18 protein-coding genes are annotated in these 19,748 nt (G+C 69.1%); 9 read left to right on the top strand and 9 right to left on the bottom strand.

The features are described from left to right. Nucleotides 1-398: 398 nt before the first annotated feature. Complete coding sequence (locus MXA07_RS14060) at nt 399-899, bottom strand: nucleoside deaminase (RefSeq protein WP_247729223.1); 501 nt, start codon at nt 897-899, stop codon at nt 399-401. An 85-nt stretch (nt 900-984) separates the two neighbouring features. Next, complete coding sequence (locus tag MXA07_RS14055) at nt 985-1,635, bottom strand: DUF8102 family protein (protein ID WP_247729222.1); 651 nt, start codon at nt 1,633-1,635, stop codon at nt 985-987. 126 nt (nt 1,636-1,761) lie between these two features. Here MXA07_RS14055 and MXA07_RS14050 point away from each other — a divergent pair, with 126 nt between their 5' ends. Then, a complete protein-coding gene (locus tag MXA07_RS14050) occupies nt 1,762-4,539 on the top strand; it encodes an efflux RND transporter permease subunit (protein WP_247729221.1) in 2,778 nt (925 codons plus the stop codon). Nucleotides 4,540-4,571: 32 nt separating this feature from the next. Here MXA07_RS14050 and MXA07_RS14045 read toward each other — a convergent pair whose 3' ends face one another. The 3 genes from MXA07_RS14045 to MXA07_RS14035 form a co-directional block, all read right to left on the bottom strand. Then, nucleotides 4,572-6,092 (bottom strand): NAD(P)H-dependent oxidoreductase, encoded by a 1,521-nt coding sequence (locus MXA07_RS14045; RefSeq protein ID WP_247729220.1) that lies wholly within the window; start codon nt 6,090-6,092, stop codon nt 4,572-4,574. Between the two features lie 79 nt (nt 6,093-6,171). Beyond that, nucleotides 6,172-7,086, bottom strand: a complete 915-nt coding sequence (locus MXA07_RS14040) for an HFX_2341 family transcriptional regulator (RefSeq protein WP_247729219.1) — start codon at nt 7,084-7,086, stop codon at nt 6,172-6,174. Nucleotides 7,087-7,224: 138 nt separating this feature from the next. Further along, nucleotides 7,225-7,497: a hypothetical protein gene (locus MXA07_RS14035; protein ID WP_247729218.1), complete on the bottom strand. Its 273-nt coding sequence runs from the start codon at nt 7,495-7,497 to the stop codon at nt 7,225-7,227. A gap of 281 nt (nt 7,498-7,778) precedes the next feature. Here MXA07_RS14035 and MXA07_RS14030 point away from each other — a divergent pair, with 281 nt between their 5' ends. Then, the gene (locus tag MXA07_RS14030; RefSeq protein WP_247729217.1) at nt 7,779-8,693 is read left to right on the top strand and encodes an ArsR/SmtB family transcription factor; all 915 of its coding nucleotides are present in this window, start codon (nt 7,779-7,781) and stop codon (nt 8,691-8,693) included. Nucleotides 8,694-8,891: 198 nt separating this feature from the next. After that, nucleotides 8,892-10,472 carry a DNA primase DnaG gene (gene dnaG, locus MXA07_RS14025; RefSeq protein WP_247729216.1) on the top strand — a complete coding sequence of 527 codons (1,581 nt, stop codon included), beginning with the start codon at nt 8,892-8,894 and terminating at the stop codon, nt 10,470-10,472. Between the two features lie 57 nt (nt 10,473-10,529). Here dnaG and MXA07_RS14020 read toward each other — a convergent pair whose 3' ends face one another. Beyond that, nucleotides 10,530-11,852: a DUF92 domain-containing protein gene (locus MXA07_RS14020; protein WP_247729215.1), complete on the bottom strand. Its 1,323-nt coding sequence runs from the start codon at nt 11,850-11,852 to the stop codon at nt 10,530-10,532. Nucleotides 11,853-12,029: 177 nt separating this feature from the next. Between MXA07_RS14020 and MXA07_RS14015 the strand changes: the two genes are divergently transcribed. Next, on the top strand, nt 12,030-12,635 hold the full coding sequence (locus MXA07_RS14015) for an undecaprenyl diphosphate synthase family protein (RefSeq protein WP_247729214.1): 606 nt from the start codon (nt 12,030-12,032) through the stop codon (nt 12,633-12,635). 104 nt (nt 12,636-12,739) lie between these two features. Here MXA07_RS14015 and MXA07_RS14010 read toward each other — a convergent pair whose 3' ends face one another. Then, nucleotides 12,740-12,946 carry a hypothetical protein gene (locus tag MXA07_RS14010; RefSeq protein ID WP_247729213.1) on the bottom strand — a complete coding sequence of 69 codons (207 nt, stop codon included), beginning with the start codon at nt 12,944-12,946 and terminating at the stop codon, nt 12,740-12,742. Nucleotides 12,947-13,135: 189 nt separating this feature from the next. Between MXA07_RS14010 and MXA07_RS14005 the strand changes: the two genes are divergently transcribed. From MXA07_RS14005 to MXA07_RS13985, 5 genes are all read left to right on the top strand, one after another. Then, on the top strand, nt 13,136-13,537 hold the full coding sequence (locus MXA07_RS14005; protein WP_247729212.1) for a DUF5778 family protein: 402 nt from the start codon (nt 13,136-13,138) through the stop codon (nt 13,535-13,537). Between the two features lie 302 nt (nt 13,538-13,839). Beyond that, complete coding sequence (gene hemA, locus MXA07_RS14000; protein WP_247729211.1) at nt 13,840-15,159, top strand: glutamyl-tRNA reductase; 1,320 nt, start codon at nt 13,840-13,842, stop codon at nt 15,157-15,159. A gap of 116 nt (nt 15,160-15,275) precedes the next feature. After that, the gene (locus tag MXA07_RS13995; RefSeq protein ID WP_247729210.1) at nt 15,276-15,584 is read left to right on the top strand and encodes a 4a-hydroxytetrahydrobiopterin dehydratase; all 309 of its coding nucleotides are present in this window, start codon (nt 15,276-15,278) and stop codon (nt 15,582-15,584) included. Between the two features lie 140 nt (nt 15,585-15,724). Then, nucleotides 15,725-15,964 (top strand): hypothetical protein, encoded by a 240-nt coding sequence (locus MXA07_RS13990; protein ID WP_247729209.1) that lies wholly within the window; start codon nt 15,725-15,727, stop codon nt 15,962-15,964. A gap of 103 nt (nt 15,965-16,067) precedes the next feature. Further along, nucleotides 16,068-16,703 (top strand): HAD family hydrolase, encoded by a 636-nt coding sequence (locus MXA07_RS13985; RefSeq protein WP_247729208.1) that lies wholly within the window; start codon nt 16,068-16,070, stop codon nt 16,701-16,703. A 105-nt stretch (nt 16,704-16,808) separates the two neighbouring features. On the opposite strand, the gene MXA07_RS13980 is transcribed toward MXA07_RS13985, so the two are convergent. Together MXA07_RS13980 and MXA07_RS13975 are read right to left on the bottom strand one after the other, a co-directional pair. After that, entirely contained in the window at nt 16,809-17,456 is a 648-nt protein-coding gene (locus MXA07_RS13980; protein WP_247729207.1) for a helix-turn-helix domain-containing protein, read from the bottom strand. A 188-nt stretch (nt 17,457-17,644) separates the two neighbouring features. Beyond that, complete coding sequence (locus tag MXA07_RS13975; protein WP_247729206.1) at nt 17,645-19,675, bottom strand: molybdopterin biosynthesis protein; 2,031 nt, start codon at nt 19,673-19,675, stop codon at nt 17,645-17,647. Nucleotides 19,676-19,748 lie beyond the last annotated feature (73 nt).

Genomic DNA, 19,748 nt, shown 5'->3' with positions numbered 1-19,748 from the left:
GTCGCGGATCGCCGCCGCTCTCCGTTCGCTCTGTCCGAGGCTTCCCGCTGGTCGGCCTCGTTGCTCGCGGTTTCACCGCTCGCTTCGTCGATGCCTCGCTGGCGCTCGGCATCGCCGCTCATTCTCTCACCGCCCGAAGCGGGCGTCGTCGATACGTCCGTGATCGCTGCGATAGCGTTGGTGTGATCATTGCTGAGACTGGTCGTTACTCGCAAATTCCTGCCGGGGTCAATACATCCGTCGAAACGATGGCTGTGCGGGGCTAGGACGCCCCTACGAAAACGGCGCCCAGCGGACCGTCGGAGCGGCGCGTGGCCGCGACGGGCGATGGCATATCGAACACGTGGGCGGCCGTTCGGCTTCAAACTTTCGCGCCAGCGCCCCGGTCGTCGATTTCGCTAAGCGGAATCCTGCCGTCGTCCGCTCGGATCCGACCAGCCGTAGTCCTCGTGGACCGCTCGCCCCTCGTCGTTCAGGACCGGACCGACGACCGACGTGACGCCGTCGAGGATGTCGGCCGATCGAACGGACGGCTCCGTTCCGCCGGTCATCGCCGCCAGCTCGTCGCCGCCGACGCTGTAGACGACGCGGTCGAACCCGGCCGTGGCCATGCCGCCGGCGCACATCGGACACGGTTCCGTGCTCGTGTACATCACAGTCTCCGCGCGCTCGTCCGGCTCGAACTCTCGACAGGCACGCGTCGCGAGATCGAGTTCCGGGTGACGGCGGATGTCGTCCGCCGTGACCACGCGGTTCGACGCGGACGTGACGACCGAATCGTCGCGAACGAGCACGCTCCCGAACGGTTCGTCGCCGCGGTCGGCGGCCTCGCGAGCGAGGTCGATCGCCCGGCGCACGTGCGATTCGTGGTCGAAGTCGTCGATGGGGGCGTCGCTCACGTCCCCAGGTGGAACGACCGACGTGGTAAGTCCCAGGGTACGCCTGCCGCAGAACGTATCGACACACCGTCGGAACGGTCACGTGCTACCCCGGTCGGATGACGGCTCTCGTCTCCGTTTCGCGAATCAACTCGCCCTCCAAGTACGTCGCCAGGCGCTCGAGGAACTCGTCGTCGACGGGGGATGGACTCGCGTCCACGCCGTCCGGGCTGACGAGCACGATCTCGTCGTGACGAGCCGGGTCGTGATCGCCCTGCATCACGAGCGAGAAGAGTTCCCGCGGGGTGACGGGGTCGCCGGCCTCGAGGCGAGCGGCGACGCCGTCGATCGGCTCCGCTTCGGTCGTCTCGACGTCGAACGTGACGTCGACGGAGACGGTTGCGCCGTCTCGCTTGGCTGCGATGGCCTCCTCGGAGCTCCGCACGGCCGGACCCAGCACCTCCTCGAACGGAAGGCCCTGTTCGCGCGCGCCGACGTAGGCGAACGCGATCATCGCCCGGAGGCCGTCCAGGAGTTCGTCGTCGGTGTGCACGTCGGCGAAGACCTGTTCGCGATCTTTCTTCGCCAGCGTGTGCAGGAGGAGGTCGAAGTCGATGATGCCGTCCCGAATTCGAGAGCGGATCCGCGCCTCGGCGTTTCGGCGGGACTGGTCGTGGCTCATCTCGCGCTCGCCGAGCAGATAGGCCCGGTCGGCGGGGCTCAACAATCCCCGATCCCGGTCGGTGTCCGTATTCATAATCGTATATCGATTATACGTAGTCGGTTGTAACCGAACCTCTATGAATGTGCGGGGAGGAAATCCGACGATGACCGGGAGCCGAGGGGCCCAGTTCGAGGGAAGGGAAACGGGGGTGGCGCGAGCGTGACCGATCTGGCCGACCGCTACGCCGCGTGGCTCGTCGGTCACAGCCGCGCGGTCGTCGTCGCCGCGGTGGTACTCACGGCCGTCGTCGCGGCCGGCGCTGCCGTCGGGGACGCCGGAAGCGCCGGCATCGGCGAGTTCGACGTCGACGCGCCCGAGACGCGGGCCGGAGACTACGTCGAGGACCGCTACGAGACGGACGACCGGATCGTCGCCCAGATCGTCGTCCGCGACGATGGTGGCGACGTCCTCACGAAGGACTCGCTGCTCGACGGGCTGTACTTGCAGGCCGACGCCCGGTCCACGGCATCGATCGACGGGACGCTGGCCGAACCCGGGTTCCAGGGCATCGAGAACGTCGTCGCGACCGCCGCGGTCTTCGAGGACCGCGCCGCGGAGAGTGACGGACCGCCGGAGACCGGCCGACCGACGCTCGACGAACAGATCGATGCGCTCGAATCCCGTCCCGCCGACGAGGTCGAAGCGCTCCTGACGGACGTACTGAGCGGAGAATCGGGTCCCGACTCCGAGGGCACCCCTGCCGGAACCGACCCCACCGCGTTCCTGCCGAGCGACTACGAGCCGGGGACCACCGACGCGGAATCGCGACTCACCCTCGTGTTTCAGGAAGATGCTGCGGGGGAAGATGCGGAACCGCGGACCGTCTCCGAGGCGCAGGTCGAACTCGAATCGCTGTTCGACGAGCGATTCGACGACGGCTTCGTCTTCGGGCAGGGGATCAGTGACGAGGCCTCCTCGAACGCGGTCGGCGACAGTTTCGCGATCATCACGCCCGTCGCATTTGTGCTGGTCCTGTTCATCCTCGGCGTGACGTACCGCGACGTCGTCGACGTCCTCCTCGGGATCGCCGGCATCGCGGTCGTAATGGCCTGGTTGGCGGGCCTGATGGGGTGGCTCGCGATCCCCTCGAGCCAGTTGCTGATCGCCGTTCCGTTCCTCCTGATCGGGCTCTCGATCGACTACTCGCTGCACGTGGTGATGCGCTATCGCGAAGCCCGCGCAGGCGATTCGAAGTCAGTCGACGACGAGGGTGACGCGGACACGCACGCGGGCGGCGAGGGTGTCGGAATCAGGACCGGAATGGCGGTCGGGCTCGGCGGCGTGATCCTCGCGCTCGCGGCGGCGACGTTTTCGACCGGCGTCGGGTTCCTCTCGAACGTGGTCAGCCCGCTCCCGGCGATCCGCGACTTCGCGATCCTCTCGGCCGGCGGCATCTTCGCCGCGCTCGTCGCGTTCGGCGTGTTGATCCCGGCGCTGAAGGCCGAGGTCGACGGCATCCTCGAGAATCGATTCGAGCGCAACCGGGCCAAGGCCGCGTTCGGGACGACGCCAGGGCCCGTGAACCGGGCCCTCGCTGCCGGCGTCGCCCTCGCCCGACGGGCGCCGATCGCGGTCGTGATCGTGACGGTCGTCCTCGCGTCGGTCGGCGCCTACGGCGCCACGACCATCGACACGGAGTTCAACCGGACCGACTTCCTCCCTCGCGATGCACCCGACTGGGCCAAGTCCCTCCCCGGCCCGCTGGCTGCGGGAACGTACACGATCGCCGACGACGCGACGTACCTCGGCGAGAACTTCCGGGCGGGCGGCGAGGGGTCGCAGGCGGAGATTCTGATACGACCGGATGGCGGCGATGGGGGTGTGACCGACCCCGAAGTCCTTCCGGCGATCGAGGGCGCGAGAACCGCCGGTGGCGAGTGGGAGACGATCGACGCGGCGCCGGACGGAACCGCCGCCGTCGAGGGACCGCTCTCGGTCGCCCGCGATCTCGCGGCCGCGAACGACGACGTGGCCGTCGCGCTCGACGAACGCGAGACGACCGGCGACGCCGTGCCGGACGAGGACATCGCAGGACTGTACGACGCCCTGTACGGGGCCGACGCCGAGCGGGCCGGAACGGTGATCGAGCGCACCGACGGCGAGTACGAGTCGCTCCGCCTCGTCGTGAGCGTCCGCGGCGACGCGAGCGCGCAGGACGTCGCGGCGGACGTGGAGGCCCTCGCCGACGAGATCGAAGCCGGGGCGGACGTGCGGGCGACGCCGACCGGGGGCCCCGTTCAGACCGCGGTCGTCCAGGACGCGCTCCTGGAGACGCTCGTCCAGGCGCTGGCCGTAACCCTGGTCGTCATCCTCGTCTTCCTGACGGCGCTGTACTGGCTCCGCCACGGCGCGCCCTCGCTCGGCCCGATCACGATGGCACCGGTCGTGATCGCGCTCGCCTGCCTCATCGGCATGATGGCGCTGCTGGAGCTGCCGTTCAACAGCGAGACGGCCGTCATCACGAGCCTGGCGATCGGGCTGGGGGTCGACTACAGCATCCACCTGGGAGAACGGTTCGTGAGTGAGAAGCGAGGTTTCACCGAAACCTCGGCAAACCGAGCGGCGACCAACGGGAGCCGCGAGAAGCGAGGTTTCACCGAAACCTCGGCAAACCGAGCGGCGACCAACGGGAGCCGCGAGAAGCGAGGATCCGCAGGAACCTCGACGAAGCGAGCGGCGAACGGCGGGGCGGCACCGGTCGACGTCGAGAACGCCTTGATGGCGACCGTAACGGGGACGGGCGGTGCGCTGCTTGGCAGCGCGGCGACGACGGCCGCCGGGTTCGGCGTCCTGGCGCTCGCGCTTGCGCCGCCCCTTCGTCGCTTCGGGATCGTGACGGGGCTGGCGATCATCCTCGCCTTCCTGTCCTGTTTGCTCGTGTTGCCGAGCCTGCTGGTCGTTCGCGAACGGCTCCTGACGCGGTTCCGCGCCGAGTAATGGGCCGAGTTTGTGTCGCCCTGGCGCGATATTCACAGGACCGCCAGCAGCGCGAAGGCTTCGAACCAGCCGATATAGGCGAGCGCCGCGATCATCGCCCCGTCGATGCGTCGCGGACACTCCAGGCCGCGGACCCGTCGGTGAACGACCCGCGTAAGGAGGGCGGCGTGCCCTACCACGCCGACGAGCAGGGGTACGGGTACCGAGAGACCGGTGCCTCCGAACGCGGAGAGGGCGGCAATTGCGGCCAGAATCGTCGTCGCGAACGCGACGATAGCGGCCCCGTCGAACCCGAATCTGACGGCGATCGTGGTTTTGCCCGCGGCCCGATCGGCGGCCCTGTCGGGGATCCCGGCCAGCGTTATCGAGGGCAGAATCGATAGCAGGAGTGGAAGCCCCAGGAGCCATGGAAGCGGATCCTGAACGGACCCGCCGAGGCCGACGTATCCGAGGAGGAGCACGCCGGGACCGTGCGTGACGGCGACGGTGAGTTCGCCGAGCGTCCGGTAGGACAGCTCGAGCGGCGGGAGGGTATATCCCAGCGCCAGTACGGCTAGCCCGCCCGCGATGGCGGTGACCGCCGGTGGCGGACCTGGGCCCAGGAGGGGTGTGGCGAGACCGAACGCGGCTGCGGCCAGCCCGGCGCCGACGGCCCCGATTCCCACGGTTCGAAAATCCAGCCGATCCTCGACCAGGACGCGAGAGCCGCCGGTGAACGGGCCGGCGAAGGTGTTCCGGCGATCGGTCTCGTAATCGGCGTACTCGTTGCTCAGCACGGTCGCGACCTCGAGGAAGAAGATGAATCCGAAGCCGAGCCAGAACGGGTTCGAGGCGAGGACGGACGTCGATTCCGCGGCCGCCAGCGCACCGATCGCGTACGCGATCCAGGCCATCGGGTAGAATTGCAGGCGGAGCGCGCCGATGGCCGTCCCGACGGCTCGTTTGACCCGGTCGACTCGCGAGTCGGGACCCGTTTCGAGGCGACGACCCAGCCGTTCGGCGCGATCCAGCCACGCCCGGCGCTCCTCGACCGACGAACGCTCGACGGAGCCGAAGTAGGCCGTCTCCGTCGTCCGGACGCCCGCAAATCCGAGCGTGGCCCGCTCGACCGCGTTGGTTCCCGGTTCGCGCTGGATCAACCGAAACACCCACGGCGGGACGTCCATCGTCACGAGCAGGTCCGCCGTTCTCCCGTCGAGGAGTTCGCGATGGCCCGCGCCCTCGCCCTCTTCGTAAAAATCGAAGGCGAATCCAGAGCGGAACACGCGATCGAAAAAGCCCTTCAGCAGGGCCGGCATCGTCCCCCACCAGTTGGGGTAGACGAACGCGAGGTGATCGGCCCACCGGATCAGCGACGCGGCCTCCGTCAGGTCGGGTTCCAGCGGCTGGTCGGCCGGCCGTTCCCGCCGCACGTGCGGGTCGAACTCGAGGTCGGCGAGGAAGAGCGTCTCGACGTCGTGGCCGGCCGCGCGGACGCCGTCGCGGTACGAGCGAGCCAGATCCCCGCAGAGGCTGTCGGTCCGGGGGTGCCCGAGGACGACCAGGACGCGCATGCGCTCAGTTCCAGCGACGCCGTGAAAAGGCTGGGTGGGCGGCCCGTTCGGCTGCGGCTCGATACCGGTCGCGCCGCGCTCAGTCGATCTCTCTATCCGCGTGCGTTCGCACCCAGAGTTCGCCGATCGTCGACAGGCGCGTCCGGTGGGACTTGCCGCGCTCGTCGCGCTCGATGAGGCCCTTCCCGCCGGGGCCGAGTCGATCGACGGTGTAGATGACCTTCGAGCGGAAGCTGTCGGTGTACTCCTCGTTGAGTTCGTCCGCGAGCGCCCCCGCGAGCTCCGAGACCGACTCGAACTCGCCGTCCTCGCCGAGCTTGAAGAGGATGAGCTCCTCGAACGGCTTGACGTTCGAGAACGTCGCGACCGGCAGCTCGACCACGTGCGAGCCGTCGATCTCCTTCGCCCCGATGGTGGTGCCGCGTTCGTCGAACTCCGCGAGGAGATCGCGGGCGCTCTCGAGGCGGCTCTCGATGCGCTCGGGATCGATTCGCACCGTGCCGTCCTCGTTAGCGTTCAGCAGCGTCGCGAGCAACTCGCGCTGGGCGCGCAACTCTTCGGCGAGTTCGGTCTCGAGGTACTTCTCCGGGGCCGTGTAGTAGGCGTGAATCTGGTCGCGCTCGTCCTCGCGTTCGACCATCAGCGAGTGGGCGGCGTTCGCGAAGGCGAAACTCACCGTCCGCGGCATCGCCGCGACGTTGACCCAGACCTCGTTTCCCGCGTCGAGCTCGGCCGTGATGAGGTCGTAGGCCTGGGCGAAGGCGCCGTCGTAGTCGTAGACGTCCTCGAGGACGAACCGTTCGGTTTCGGCGCCGAGCAAGTTCTCGAAGTCCGTCTCGAGCTTGCGCGCGAGGTTGCGGGAGTACTCGACGTTGGCCTCGCTCCCCACGGCGCCTTCGAGCAGGATCGCGCGATCGACGGTCCGTTGATCGCGGACGAGCGGCGCGATCAACCGATCGTAGTCGAAGCCGACCGGCACGACGTGCGTTTGCATACCCTCCCTTCGTCGACGGGGTACTCAAACCCGGCGAGTCGCGACGCGGACGATCCGGTGGTCCGCTCCGTGACGGGCGCAGTCGACGTGGCACTCCTGTCGGTCGACGTGCCGTCCCGACTATCGTACAGCCGTTCGTCACCCGGATTCGATCGCGTATCGATCGGCGCCCGTCGCCACGAGCGTCGCCGGTTCTCGCAGACTGACGACGCGGCCCGTCGGATTCGGACGGGTCTCGGCGTCGGCATCGACGCGCTCGAGCGTCCCGAGGAGCGTCGCGGTCGGCGGTTGTTGCGCCGCGGCGCAGTCGTAGATGGTGAGTAACCCCCGCTCCAGCCGCTCGGAGACGACGAGGTGGGCGTGACGGGGGAGTTCCCAGCGTCCCTCGCCAGCCGGCGCGAGCCTGTTCATGCGGAATCGTTCGCGCCCGCGGACCGAAACCGTTACGAACCGGATTTCACCACCGTCCGTGGCCACTATCCGCTCTTGGCGCGGGAACAATGCGCATTTTAGTTGAATATCGGAAACGTAGTGGCCGGTCCATTCCGGCCGATCGTCGTCGAACCGTCGAACTGGTGCGATCCTCGGATCGTGCGGACTCACCGTTCGAGAACCGGGAATTCCGTAGGTAAAATCGATATTTTAGGTTGGGAAAGTCTATAGGTGATACCCGACGAACGTCCGGGTGACGCATGGCTCGGCTGTTCCCACTTCGCTCGGAGGCGCCCTCGACCGACGGCACGCCGCGCGTCGTCGACCTGGACGACGAAGACGCCGACGCGGTGTTCGGTGCGCTCTCCTCGACGACCGCGCGACGAATCTACGCGACGCTCGACGAGGACCCGGGAACGCCGAGCGACGTCGCCGACGCGATCGACTCGTCAATCCAGAACGTTCGCTACCACCTGGAGAAGCTAGAGGACGCCGGTCTGGTCGAGGTCGTCGACACCTGGTACTCCTCCCGCGGCAATGAGATGAGCGTCTACGCGACGGCGAACGGCCCGCTCATCGTCACCAGCGACGAGTCGCGCGCCAGTCAGCTGAAACAGGCTGTCTCCCGATACGTCGGCGGCGTCGGGGTCCTCGCCGCGGCGAGTCTGTTCGTCCAGGCGGCGGCCGAGCGGTTCACCCCCACATCGACCGAGGACAGCGTCGACGGCGAACTGGTGACAGTCACCGGTGACGGGGCCGCACCTCGTGACGACGGCGGCTGGGAAATCGCCGGGGCCGACGGGGAGGATAGCGCCAGCGGCGGGTCCGACGATGCGGCGGATGGCGGCGGCGACGGTGGCGACGGCGGCGGGACGGACGGCGCCGACGGCGAACGAACGGAGGAGGCGGACGCCGCTGACGGCGCCGACGCGTCCGCGGACGCCGCCCGAGACGGGGGTGACGGCGAGTTTCTCGATTCCGCCAACACCTCCGTCGACGATCCGAGTGGCGCCGAGCCGGACGGCGTCGTCGAACTCCTCGACGCGGCGGTCGACGGCCTCTTCTCGGCCTTTTCGCCGGGCTCGCTCTTCTTCCTCGGCGGCCTGCTCGTACTCACCGCCCTCCTGGGCTGGTGGTACCTGCGTACCTACCGGCCGACCGCGGTCGACGCCTGAATCGGACCGTCAGTCGGCCCCTCGACCTCATCCTCACTTTCGCGCTGTCGGCGAGTTGCCGTCGCGGCGAAACAGGGGTCGGCTGGCGGCCACACGGGGTACGGTCGACGGCGAGCGGCGTCGGTCAACAGGTATTAGAGTCTCGCCCACCTCCCTTTAGAAAAGTACCGTCGTTCCGAAACCGGAGCGAAGATCCCAATGGAGGACACCGAAAAATACCTGATCCACGCGGAGGTCACCGCGGCCGGCATCGTCGAGCGGAGCGACGTCGTCGGCGCGATTTTCGGCCAGACGGAGGGCCTCCTGGGCGACGAACTCGACCTCCCCGAGTTGCGACGAACCGGGAAGGTCGGACGGATCGACGTCACGGTCCGCAGCGCCGGCGGCGAGTCGACCGGCGACGTCACGATCGCGAGCAGCCTCGACAAGGTTGAGACGGCGACGCTCGCAGCGGCCCTGGAGACGATCGATCGCGTCGGGCCGTGTCGCGCCACGTTCGAGGTCGCGGAGATCGAGGACGTCCGAGCGGCGAAACGACGGGAGGTCGTCGAGCGAGCGACGGATCTCCTCCAAACGGGCTTCCAAGACAGCGTCATGTCGTCTTCGGAGATCCTGGACGCGGTCCGCGAACGGGTCCGGGTCGCGGACGTCACCGAGTACGCCGGGCTGCCGGCGGGGCCACGCGTCGCCGACGGCGACGCGATCATCGTCGTCGAGGGTCGGGCGGACGTGCTGACGTTACTCTCCTACGGCATCAAGAACGCCGTCGCGGTGGAGGGAACCGACGTCCCGGACGCGATCGCGATGCTGACGACCAAACGAACGACGACGGCGTTTCTGGACGCCGACCGCGGGGGATCGTTGATCCTCGAGGAACTGCGCCAGGTCGGCGACGTCGACTACGTCGCTCGGCCGCCGGAGGGGCGGTCGGTCGAAGAACTGGACCACCACCACGTCTTCAACGCGTTACGGAACAAGACGCCGATCGACTCGGTCGTCTCGGCCGACGCCGTCGATGGTGAGTCCGAGCCGGCGAGCACCGAGTCCGGCGCTGGGGATCGATCGACGATCGCCGCAACCGACGGGAGCGCCACGCCCGCGCCCACGAGTCGGCTCGCCGACGCCGTCTCGACCGACGATCCGACGCCGGACGACGCAGGATCGAACGACGAATCGCCGTCGGCCGTCGACTCCGTGGCGGCCGACGAACCGCTCCCGTCAGCCGAGTCGGTGGCTCCAAGCACCGTCGACGACGCTGCCGTCCGGGAGGGCGCGACCAGCCGGGACGAACCGACGGCCCGGACCGGCGCTCGGGCCGGGTCGGCGGCTGGTAACACCGAGGCGGGTAGTTCGGGGGAATCGACCCGCGAGCCAATCACGCCGACGTCGCCGGCGGACGGCGCGAGCGACGACGGCTCGGTCGAACCGGATCAGTCCTCGACCGATCGCGAGGCGACCGACGCGGTCTCGACGGCGTCGTCGGTCTACGACCACGTCGAGGAGATCGTCGGGGACGATACCGACCGCGTGCGGATCCTCGACGAAGCGGGCGACTCGATCGCGGAGCGACCCGCGGACGAGGCCGTGCCGACGCTCGACGACCTCGAGGACGCGCCGGCCGTCGTCGTGCTCGACGCGATCTGTACGCAGCAGGTGCTCGACGTCGCGGCGGCCACCGGCGTCTCGACGATCGTGGCGGACTCGCTCGGCCAGTTCGTCAAACGGCCGGCGTCGGTCTCCGTCCTGGCGGCCGACGAGGTCGCGGACGAACCGGCGTGAACCGACAACGTCCGGGACGCCGAGTCCGTCCCAGGCCCTGGTCTCGAGGCGGACGGCTCAGAACGGTCCGATTCCGGAGATGGCGACGGCGGCGACGAGGGCCCCAGACAGCGTCGCACAGAAGTTGACGCTCTGGTTGCCGAGTCTCGTCCCTTCGAGCGTCGCTCCCAGGATGCTATCGACTGTCATGCCGACGACGCCGGCCGTGATCACGACGGCGGACCCGAGGCCGCCGATGGCCCCGAAACTCGCGGTCGCGATCCCGGCGACGGTCGCGCTGCCGACGAGTCCGGCGAGTTCGCCCTGCCAGGTGACGGCGCCGTCGGTCCCCGGCGGGACGGGTTTGAGAGTCGTGATCAGGCGCGGATTATCGTAGACGCCGCCGATCTCGCTCGAGAGGGTGTCGCCGAGGGCGGTCGCGAGCGCCCCGGCGAACGCGAACTGGAAGACGGTGGGGTCGATCTCGACGAGCGAGACGAGGCTGGCGGCGTAGCCGACAACGGCGACGAGGGCGACCGCCGAGTTGCTGAAGACGTTCGCACTGCCGCGCGCGCCGTTGTTCGCTTCGGCGACGCCGCGGGCGGCCTTCTCCTGGTATCGATACTTCGTCGAGAGCCCGCCGATGGCGAAAAACGAGATGAGGACGGCGAACCAGCCCCACCCCCCGAGCACGATCGTCACGAGTCCGAGCAGGACGCCGGCGAGCATTCCGGTCACCGACGCGGTATCCAGTCGGTAGGAGGTGTAGCCGAGGACGACCACGACGAAGACCGATACCGCGAGGTCGGCGCCCGAGAGGACGGGTTCGAGCAGCGAGAGGAGCCAGCAGAGTCCGCCGGTCGCGACGAGGACGAGCGGGTCGTCGTACCGCGGCAGTTGCTCGCGCAGGATCGCGGCGAAGAGCGCACCGCTGGCTCCCAGAAAGAGCGCCGTCGGCAGGATCGACTCGATTGCGGTCCCGGCGGCCGCGTGCGAGATCCCCTGTCCCGCGACGGCGGCCGCTCCGCCGACGACGCAGAAGGCTGCGGCCGCGACCGCGCGGTCGGCGCCTCGCCGTCGGACGATGGCTTCACCGAGGTCGCCGTAGCCCAGAAGCACGATCACGCCGACGACGATCGGCCACGGCAGGCTACTCGCGCCCGCGAGCGCGCCGAGGACGACGATCGCGAGGACGAGCAAGAGTAACGAGTTGAGCCGACCGTCTTCCCGGTCGGCTGGAAGCGCGAGCGCGTCGAACACCCTGCCGCGTCGGACGCCGAACCCGACGAGCGTGCAGACGACGACGATCGCACCGCCGACCGACGTCCCGAGCAGTGGAACGCTCAGGGCGAGCGTACTGAGGAACGCGACGACGCTCGCCCGTCGGACGGTCGCTGTCACAGTAGCCGACCCTTTCTGTGGGGGTTACTTAACGGTTCTTGACTGTCTCGAAGGGGCGTGTGAGGGGTTCTGGCTCTGGATTTCGCTCGAACTCACCCGCAACGGGAGCCGCCGACCCGCCTCGATCGAACTCGACGGACCGAAACGGTAAGGAGTGACGACGAAGTGTCCTAGCCCGTGGGGGTCTACGAGCGGTACCTGCGATACCGGATCGCCCGTCACGAGAGCGACGGTCCCGACCACGTGGCGCTCGTGATCACGGAGCGCGACCTCCTCGAACGCGGGGCCTACGAGACGCTCACGTCGTTTTTCGACTGGGCGATGGACGTCGCCGATCGGGTGACCGTCTACGTGAGCGTCCTCGACCGCGAGGCGATCCCGACCCTGCGGCGCGAACTGGAGTCGCTCGAGACCGCCGACGAACTCGCCGTCCGCGGCCCGACGGACCGATCGCCCGCCGAGGCGCCGATCCAGATCGGGATCGGCCTCGGCGGCAAACACGAGTTCACGACGGCGGTGCGGACGCTCTCGGAGGCGGTCGACGCCGGCGAGCTCGAACCGGCCGCGATCGACGCCGAGACGATCGAATCGCGGCTCGTCTTCACGGAGGAGCCGGACCTCGTCATCAAGACGGGCGCGGAACGCCTCTCTGATTTCATGATCTGGCAGTCCGTCTACTCCGAACTGTACTTCACCGACGTGAACTGGCGGGACTTTCGCAACCGCGACTTTCTGCGGGCCGTCCTCGAGTACTGCAATCGCGCGCGACGGTTCGGTCGGTAGCGGCGTCGGACGGTCGGTGCCGCCGATCGGATTTGGCAGGTTGGCGACGACGATCGGATCGTCGGGAGCGGGTGGACCGGCGGGCCGCCGCGCGCCAGGAGAGATCACGTCGCGTCGACGAACGACCCTAGAAGAACCACGAGACCGACGGTTACGCAGACGATGGCCAGCCCGATCGCGCCGTACGCGACGGGCCCGGTCTCGGCGATCGCGTCGACGGGGTGGCGGAGCGATCCGCTGGACTGCAGGCCCAGGAGGCCGACGATGCCGATCGTGACGAGGCAGGCGCCGACAACCCTGCGCGAATCCATGCCGCTCGGTTCGTCGGCGTGGGTGTAAAACCCGTCGACGGAGACTGATCGCGGGGAGATCGGTGCGGCGACGGTGTCCGGTCGGGCGGGCGAGCGTGGTCCGACGCGGTCGACCGCCCGACTCCGTAGCGGCAACCCCTCGGACGGGAATCGTGAGCGCTATCAGGGACGACCGACTGGTAGCTCCCAATGGGACGGATCATCGACGAGGAGCTACACCGCCGAACGCAGGCGTTGCTCGAACCCGGCGAGATCGACCTGAACGGGACGATCGTCCACACGCCGTACGACGGCCAGGAAGACGTCAAGATGATGCAGGCCACGATCGACGTCGGCGACGTCATCGCCGAGGCGGCCGACTTCGACCCGGCCGACTGTTACGTCTACTCCGGCAACGACGACACCGACTTCGCGTCGAACCAGCACCAGGGTCGGACGCTCGACGGCGACGACTTCGTCTGGGAGTGCCAGCAACTCCTCCGCCAGGGGAGTTTCGACCTCGTCTTCTACTACGAGGCGAGCGCGGACCAGGACGCGATCCTCGACGGCGTCGAGGAACTCGGCTTCGAGGCGACGGGCGTGGAGGGCTGAACGGGTATCGACGCACGAACCGAACGCGCGTCGAACCGTACGTCTCGGGATGGACCGAACCGGGGGCTGCGAGCTAACCGAACCGTGTACCGGCCGGTGAGTCACTCGTCTGGCGACACACGGACCGTCAGCCGAACCGAACCCACAATATTGCGGGCTTCCGGGCGGGAACTTCGGTGATTCGTGCCCGCAGACGGCCGTTTTGTCGCCGTCCTTTGGACAGCTTTACGTAGCCGGACTGGCTATCGACGGAGCGTGAACGAGGACGGACCGGACTGGATCGAACTCGGAGGTGGGCCGGCGTGACCGCCCACGGCGTGGTCACGAGCGCTCGCGTCACGCACGAGACGGCGGACGTCGACGACCTCGCCTCCGTGACCCCGCCGTCCCAGCACGAGGGCGTCGGAACGCTCCTGTCGGCGCCGTCGGTGACCGAAGCGTTCGTCCTGGCGACCTGCAACCGAGTGGAGGCGTACGTGGTCGCGCCGACGCCGGCGGACGGCGCCGACGCGCTCGCGGACTTTTTCGCGGCGGCGCCGACCGACGCCGTCCGGCGGGCGACCCACGAGCCGAGCATTCGGCACATCCTCCGGGTCGCGTGCGGCCTGGAGTCGGTCGTTCTCGGCGAGGACCAGATCATCGGCCAGGTGAGCGACGCCTATCAGGACGCCCGGGCCGCGGGCGGCATCGGCGAGTTGCTCGACCCCGTCGTCACCAAGGCGATGCACGTCGGCGACCGGGCGCGCACCGAAACCGAAATCAACGAGGGGATCGTCTCGCTCGGCTCCGCGGCCGTCGAACTGGCTGGCGAAACGATCGACCTCGCCGGGGCGGACTGCCTCGTCGTCGGCGCGGGCGAGATGGCTCAGCTCGCCGCACGCGCGCTGGAATCGAGCGGCGTCGCCTCGATCTCGATCGCGAACCGCACGCTCGAACGCGCCGAGTCGCTCCGGGAGACGCTCGACGTCGAGGGTGACGCGCTCGCGCTTTCGGAACTCGAGGCCGCCGCATCGTCCGCGTCGGTCGTCGTGGCCGCGACCGGATCGCCGGAACCGGTGCTGTCGGCGGCCGATCTCGGCGACCGCGAGCAAGTCGTCGTCGACCTCGGCCAGCCGCGGGACGTCGAACCGGCCGCGGCCGAGCCGGCGTCGGTCACCGTCTACGACCTCGACGACCTCGAGTCGGTGACCGACCGAACCCGCAGCCGCCGCCAGTCGGCCGCCCGGGAGGTCGAGCGACTGGTCGATCGCGAGTTCGAGCGCTTGCTCACCCAGATCAAGCGGGCCCGGGCCGACGACGTGATCGCCGCGATGTACGAGAGCGCGGATCGGATCAAATCGCGCGAGGTGCAGACGGCGCTCTCCCGGCTCGAGGATCGAACCGACCTGCCCGACGACCAGCGCGAGATCGTCGAGACGATGGCCGACGCCATCGTCAACCAGTTGCTTGCGGCCCCGACGAAGAGCCTGCGCGAGGCCGCCGTCGACGACGACTGGGAGACGATCGACACGGCGCTGCGACTCTTCGACCCCGCGTTCGGGCCGGAGCAGGCGGCCGCCGCGGACCCGACCGGCACCGACGGGCCGACCGAGCCGTCGGTCGGCGCCGCCGAGGACGATTGACGCGCGCCGGCGAGCGGACGACCGCCGAGCGCACAACCGTCGCATCCGCCCCGTCTGTCGGGCTCGACGGCCAGCGAGGCACAATCATTATTTCACTGGCCACCCACGGTTGCTTCATGGCTGACCGACTGTCCGACGACGAAATCGACGAGGCGCTCCCGCGAGGCTGGGAGCGCGAGGGCGACGAGATCGTTCGCGTCTACGAGTTCACCGATTACCTCCACGGCGTCAACTTCGCCCAGATGGTCGGCGAGATCGCGGAAGCCCAGTTTCACCACCCGGAGATCGTCATCCGCTTCAAGGAAGTCGAGATCCGGCTGACGACCCACGACGAGGGCGGTATTACGGACGCGGACATCGAGATGGCCGAGATCATCGAGTCCGAACAGGGCGCGTCCGAGACCGCGGACGACCTCGATCACTGAGTCGAGATCGATCGCGGGGTGTCCGGTACTCGTTCGACGAAGCCTCGTGGGCGTCTCGAGCGGTCGATCGGCTCGGCCGACGATAAGCGCTGTATTTGCGCACCCGGGAGCCCACCCGTCGCAGGGAACGAGCTTGCGGTATGCGTCGAACCGGCCGCCGAACCGGCCAACTCACGTCTGCAGCCCTGTTCCCGGGGACGGCCGTCCGGTATCACCACCGGGACGGCGCGGATCTCGCGACCGTTACCGAGGTTGGTGAGGATATCGTGGCGTTCGTCGGTGCGAACTGCGACGGTCGCTTCACGCACGACCAGATCGACCGCCTCATCGAGGCCGGTCGACTCGAGATCGTCCTCGGTGCGAGCGACGCGACCGCGTGACTCCGTTTCCCGTCGACGGTCGGTTCGGTTGCTTCCGCCGACCGCCCGCGACCTTCTGCGACCATAACACCCATATTGTCGAACGCAGTATAGTGTGGTCCGCATGGCGCCGTCGTACGACTACTGGCTCCTCGATCTCGACGGAACGCTGGTCGACGTCGAGTGGGAGTACACCCGCACGGTCTTCGACCGGGTCGGCGACCGGCTGGGTCGCCCGTTCGACGACGAGGAGGCGACGATCCTGTGGCACGGCCTGACCGGGTCCCGCAATCGCCAGCTTCGCGAGTGGGGCGTCGACCCCGAGCCGTTCTGGCGAGCGTTTCACGACGTCGAGGACCCGCAGGTTCGCGCCGAGGCGACCTACCTCTACGACGACGCCGCGTTCGTCGCCGACCTGGAATCGCCCGTGGGACTGGTGACTCACTGCCAGTCGTTCCTGACCCGGCCGATCCTCGAGCACCTGGGCATCGAAGACTGGTTCGACGCCGTCCTGTGCTGTACGAACGAGACGGGCTGGAAGCCGGATCCGACGCCGGTCGAGTCGGTGCTCTCGGACCTCCGGGTCCGTCGGACCGACCAGCGGGGCGTGCTCGCCGGCGACGGCTCGTGCGACGTCGGCGCCGCCTGGAACGCCGGCCTCGACGCGATCCACGTCGACCGCCACGGCCCGGAACGGCGCGGCCACTGCGTCATGGGCGACCACCGCGTCCGCTCGTTCGACGAACTCCAACTGCCGTGAGCCACCCGTCCGGCTCGCGATTCTGGTGGCGACTCGCGGATTCGAGCTGCGCCGATCCCGTCCCGTTTTCTTCCGACGATCGCATCGCCGACCCGCCGAGCGGTCTCAGGGGGCGTACTCCCCGGCGGGCTGGAGTTCCGCGTCGACGAGGGTCTCGTAGGCGCGGCGGAGCCGCTCGGAGAGCGCCTGGTGGGAGATGCCGAGTTCGTCGGCCAGTTCCTCCATCGACGTGCGACGCGGGATCTCGAAGTAGCCGTGCTCGAAGGCGGCGACGAGCGCCTCGCGCTGCTCCGGCGTGAGTCGCGGGTGCGCGGTCGGTCGGCCGCCGAGCTGGGAGACCCGGACGATCTCGATCGCGGTGCCCGCCTCGTCGAGTCGATCGTGCGTCGCGGCCAGCGCGTTCCGGTCGGGAAATCGCATCTCGAGTTGCCACCAGCCGGATCTGCCCGTCGCGTCGAGGACCGTCGCGTCGGCCTCGAGGAGGCGATCGAAACGGGTCCGCGTCTCCGGCGTCGGTTCGACGTCGTAGAGGAGTCGCTCGGGGGTTTCGATCAGGAGCTCCGCCCCGGCGACGGAGTCGTCGGCGGCGAGGGCCTCGGATACCGCCGGCGGCTCGTCCCCGGCGATCCACATGGAGGGGACGGTTCGCGAGATCGAGGACTCGAGCTGGACGGTCAGGTCCGGAATCCGGTCGAACGCGTCCGCGAGCGCCAGGTCGGTTGCGGGGATCCGAAACTCGGCGATTGTCGACATTGGGGGACGTACATCGGATGGACCTAAAAACGCCACACTCAGTTGCAATGAGCGTACTCGGTCGGCGACGGTCACCGCGTCCGACGAGTCGGGGTGCCAGGCGCGACATCCCATCGACTGGCCGGTGCCAGCTATCGCGGCCGATCAATCCGGTCGGTGCCGGGCATCGCGTCCGATCGACCGGGCCCTCACCGCTCCGGATCGGTCGCCGCCAGCGCTCGCGCCCGGTCGGCCAGCCGGTCGATCGCCGCCTTCCCGCGCCGGGCCGGATTCGCGAGGAGCCGAACCGACAGGTCGCCGACCGGGACGAACGCGAGGCCGAGGCGCGCCGCCGTCTCGGCCAGTCCGAGGCCGACCGCCGCTTCGCCCGCCGCGACGCGCCCGGCGGGGCTCTCGTGGCCTCGCAACGCCACCTCGTAGCCGTCGATCGTAGCGGAGGCGTCGCGTTTCTCCCCGCGATCCGTCGCCAGCGCCGCGAGGGCGTCGTCGAGACACCGACGTACGCCCGAATCCGTCGATCGGTTGCCGAAGCGCAAGTCGCGATCGACCAGGTCGGCGAGTCCGGCGACGTCGTCGGGGTTGCCGGCCGGGACGAGCAGTCCCCACTCCCGCTCGAACCGGGCGACTGGTTCCCAGTCGTGTGCGTCTTCCAGCGGCCCGGCCACGACGGCGACGTCCGGAACGCCGGAGCGGAGCCACCCCATCGCCGGTCCGGACCCCTCGGGGAGGTAGCGCGGGTCGTCGATCGCGTCGAGGGCGCGGGTGATCGTCGGATCGTCCTCGCCGACGACCAGCAGCGTCGGCGCCTCGGCGTGCGCGCCGAAGGGCCTGACGGTCACCGTCGAACCGGCGGCCAGGGTGTCCACCGCTGCCGGCATCTCCACGATACCGTCCGCCCGGGCGAGACTCGTCGTCGCGCCGCTCCCCTTGTCGACCGGGTAGACGAGTGCGTCGCCCCCATCGCTCGGCCCTCCCCTGTCGACCGACTCTTCCGCACCCGTCGACTCGTCCACGTCTCTCGACGCGTCCGCATTCAGCGTTTCTTCGCCGCCGACCGTCTCGCCGGGTCCCGGGTCGACGAGGCCGACCGGAATCAGGCGGTGGCGGTCTTCCGCGAAGTCCTCGTCGACGGCCAGGCGTCCGCGGATCGTCGCCTCGGTCTCGGACTCGCCGACGGCGTCGCGAATCGCCGGGGCGACGAACGTCAGGAACACCATCAGCGCCGAGACCGGGTAGCCGGGGAGCCCGACGTAGCCGGCCTCGCCGAGCCGGCCGACGAGCATCGGTTTGCCCGGCTTGACGCGCACGCCGTGGACGAGGACCTCGCCGAGGTCCTCGATCACGCGGTGGACGACGTCCATCGCGCCCGCGCTGGTCGAACCGGACGACAGGACGAGGTCGCACTCGTCGGCCGCCCGCCGCAGAACTGCCTCCATCGCGGCCCAGTCGTCGCCGACGTGGGGAAAGCGGACGGCCTCGCCGCCGGCGTCCTCGACCGCGGCCGCGATCGTCTCGCTGTTGACGTCGTAGATCTCGCCCCGAGTGCTGTCGATCGCCTCGCCCGGCGGGACGAGTTCCTCACCCGTCGGAACGATACCGACGCGGAGTCGCGATCTGACGGGCACCGTTTCGGTACCGAGGGCGGCCAGGAGACCGATTTCGCGCGGCGACAGCGTCGTGCCCGGGCCGAGCGCGCGCTCGCCCGCCGCGACGTCGGAGCCGGCGAACGCGACGTTCTCTCCCGGGTCGACGCTCGTCCGTACTCGCACGGTCTCGTCCGCGTCGGTCCCCTCCGTATCGCCCTCGTCGGCGGTGTCGGTCTCACCCTCCTCCGTCTCGAACGTGCGGTTCGTCAACTCGACGGGAACCATCGCGTCTGCGCCCGTCGGCATGACGGCGCCGGTCGATATTTCGACCGCCTCGCCCGGCTCCACCGCGACCGGGGGTCGCTCGCCGGTGTGGACCGTGCCCACGACCGATAGCCGTGCCGGCTCGCCCTCGTCAGCCCCGTCGGTGTCGCTCGCTCGTAGCGCGAAGCCGTCCAGACTCGCGCGATCGAAGCCGGGGACGTCGATGTCGGCGTCGATCCGGTCCGCCAGCACTCGTCCGGTCGCCTCCTCGAGGGGGACGCGTTCGGTCCCGGCGGAAAGCGCCAGGTCCTGAATGGCCTCGCGGGCCGTCTCCGGCGAGGCCAGGTCCTGAAATTCCGTGAGGTCCATGGCGGCGCTTCGGCGGCGTAGCGTATAATCCCTGCCGCGACGGCCCACCGGAGCGCCGTCGCGATCGGTCCGA

Origin of the sequence: Halovivax limisalsi (assembly GCF_023093535.1) — an archaeon.
Lineage (GTDB): Archaea > Halobacteriota > Halobacteria > Halobacteriales > Natrialbaceae > Halovivax > Halovivax limisalsi.
The sequence above is the reverse complement of the archived record's forward strand: the minus strand, read 5'-3'. Positions and strand labels throughout refer to the sequence as shown.

What these genes read in the sequence shown, in the direction of transcription:
- MXA07_RS13985 (WP_247729208.1), top strand. Translation starts at nt 16,068, where the DNA reads ATGGCGCCGTCGTACGACTACTGGCTCCTCGATCTCGACGGAACGCTG.
- MXA07_RS14040 (WP_247729219.1), bottom strand. Translation starts at nt 7,086, where the DNA reads ATGCAAACGCACGTCGTGCCGGTCGGCTTCGACTACGATCGGTTGATC.
- MXA07_RS13995 (WP_247729210.1), top strand. Translation starts at nt 15,276, where the DNA reads ATGGCTGACCGACTGTCCGACGACGAAATCGACGAGGCGCTCCCGCGA.
- MXA07_RS13980 (WP_247729207.1), bottom strand. Translation starts at nt 17,456, where the DNA reads ATGTCGACAATCGCCGAGTTTCGGATCCCCGCAACCGACCTGGCGCTC.
- dnaG (WP_247729216.1), top strand. Translation starts at nt 8,892, where the DNA reads ATGGAGGACACCGAAAAATACCTGATCCACGCGGAGGTCACCGCGGCC.
- MXA07_RS14010 (WP_247729213.1), bottom strand. Translation starts at nt 12,946, where the DNA reads ATGGATTCGCGCAGGGTTGTCGGCGCCTGCCTCGTCACGATCGGCATC.
- MXA07_RS14030 (WP_247729217.1), top strand. Translation starts at nt 7,779, where the DNA reads ATGGCTCGGCTGTTCCCACTTCGCTCGGAGGCGCCCTCGACCGACGGC.
- MXA07_RS14005 (WP_247729212.1), top strand. Translation starts at nt 13,136, where the DNA reads ATGGGACGGATCATCGACGAGGAGCTACACCGCCGAACGCAGGCGTTG.
- MXA07_RS14045 (WP_247729220.1), bottom strand. Translation starts at nt 6,092, where the DNA reads ATGCGCGTCCTGGTCGTCCTCGGGCACCCCCGGACCGACAGCCTCTGC.
- MXA07_RS14035 (WP_247729218.1), bottom strand. Translation starts at nt 7,497, where the DNA reads ATGAACAGGCTCGCGCCGGCTGGCGAGGGACGCTGGGAACTCCCCCGT.
- MXA07_RS13990 (WP_247729209.1), top strand. Translation starts at nt 15,725, where the DNA reads ATGCGTCGAACCGGCCGCCGAACCGGCCAACTCACGTCTGCAGCCCTG.
- MXA07_RS13975 (WP_247729206.1), bottom strand. Translation starts at nt 19,675, where the DNA reads ATGGACCTCACGGAATTTCAGGACCTGGCCTCGCCGGAGACGGCCCGC.
- MXA07_RS14055 (WP_247729222.1), bottom strand. Translation starts at nt 1,635, where the DNA reads ATGAATACGGACACCGACCGGGATCGGGGATTGTTGAGCCCCGCCGAC.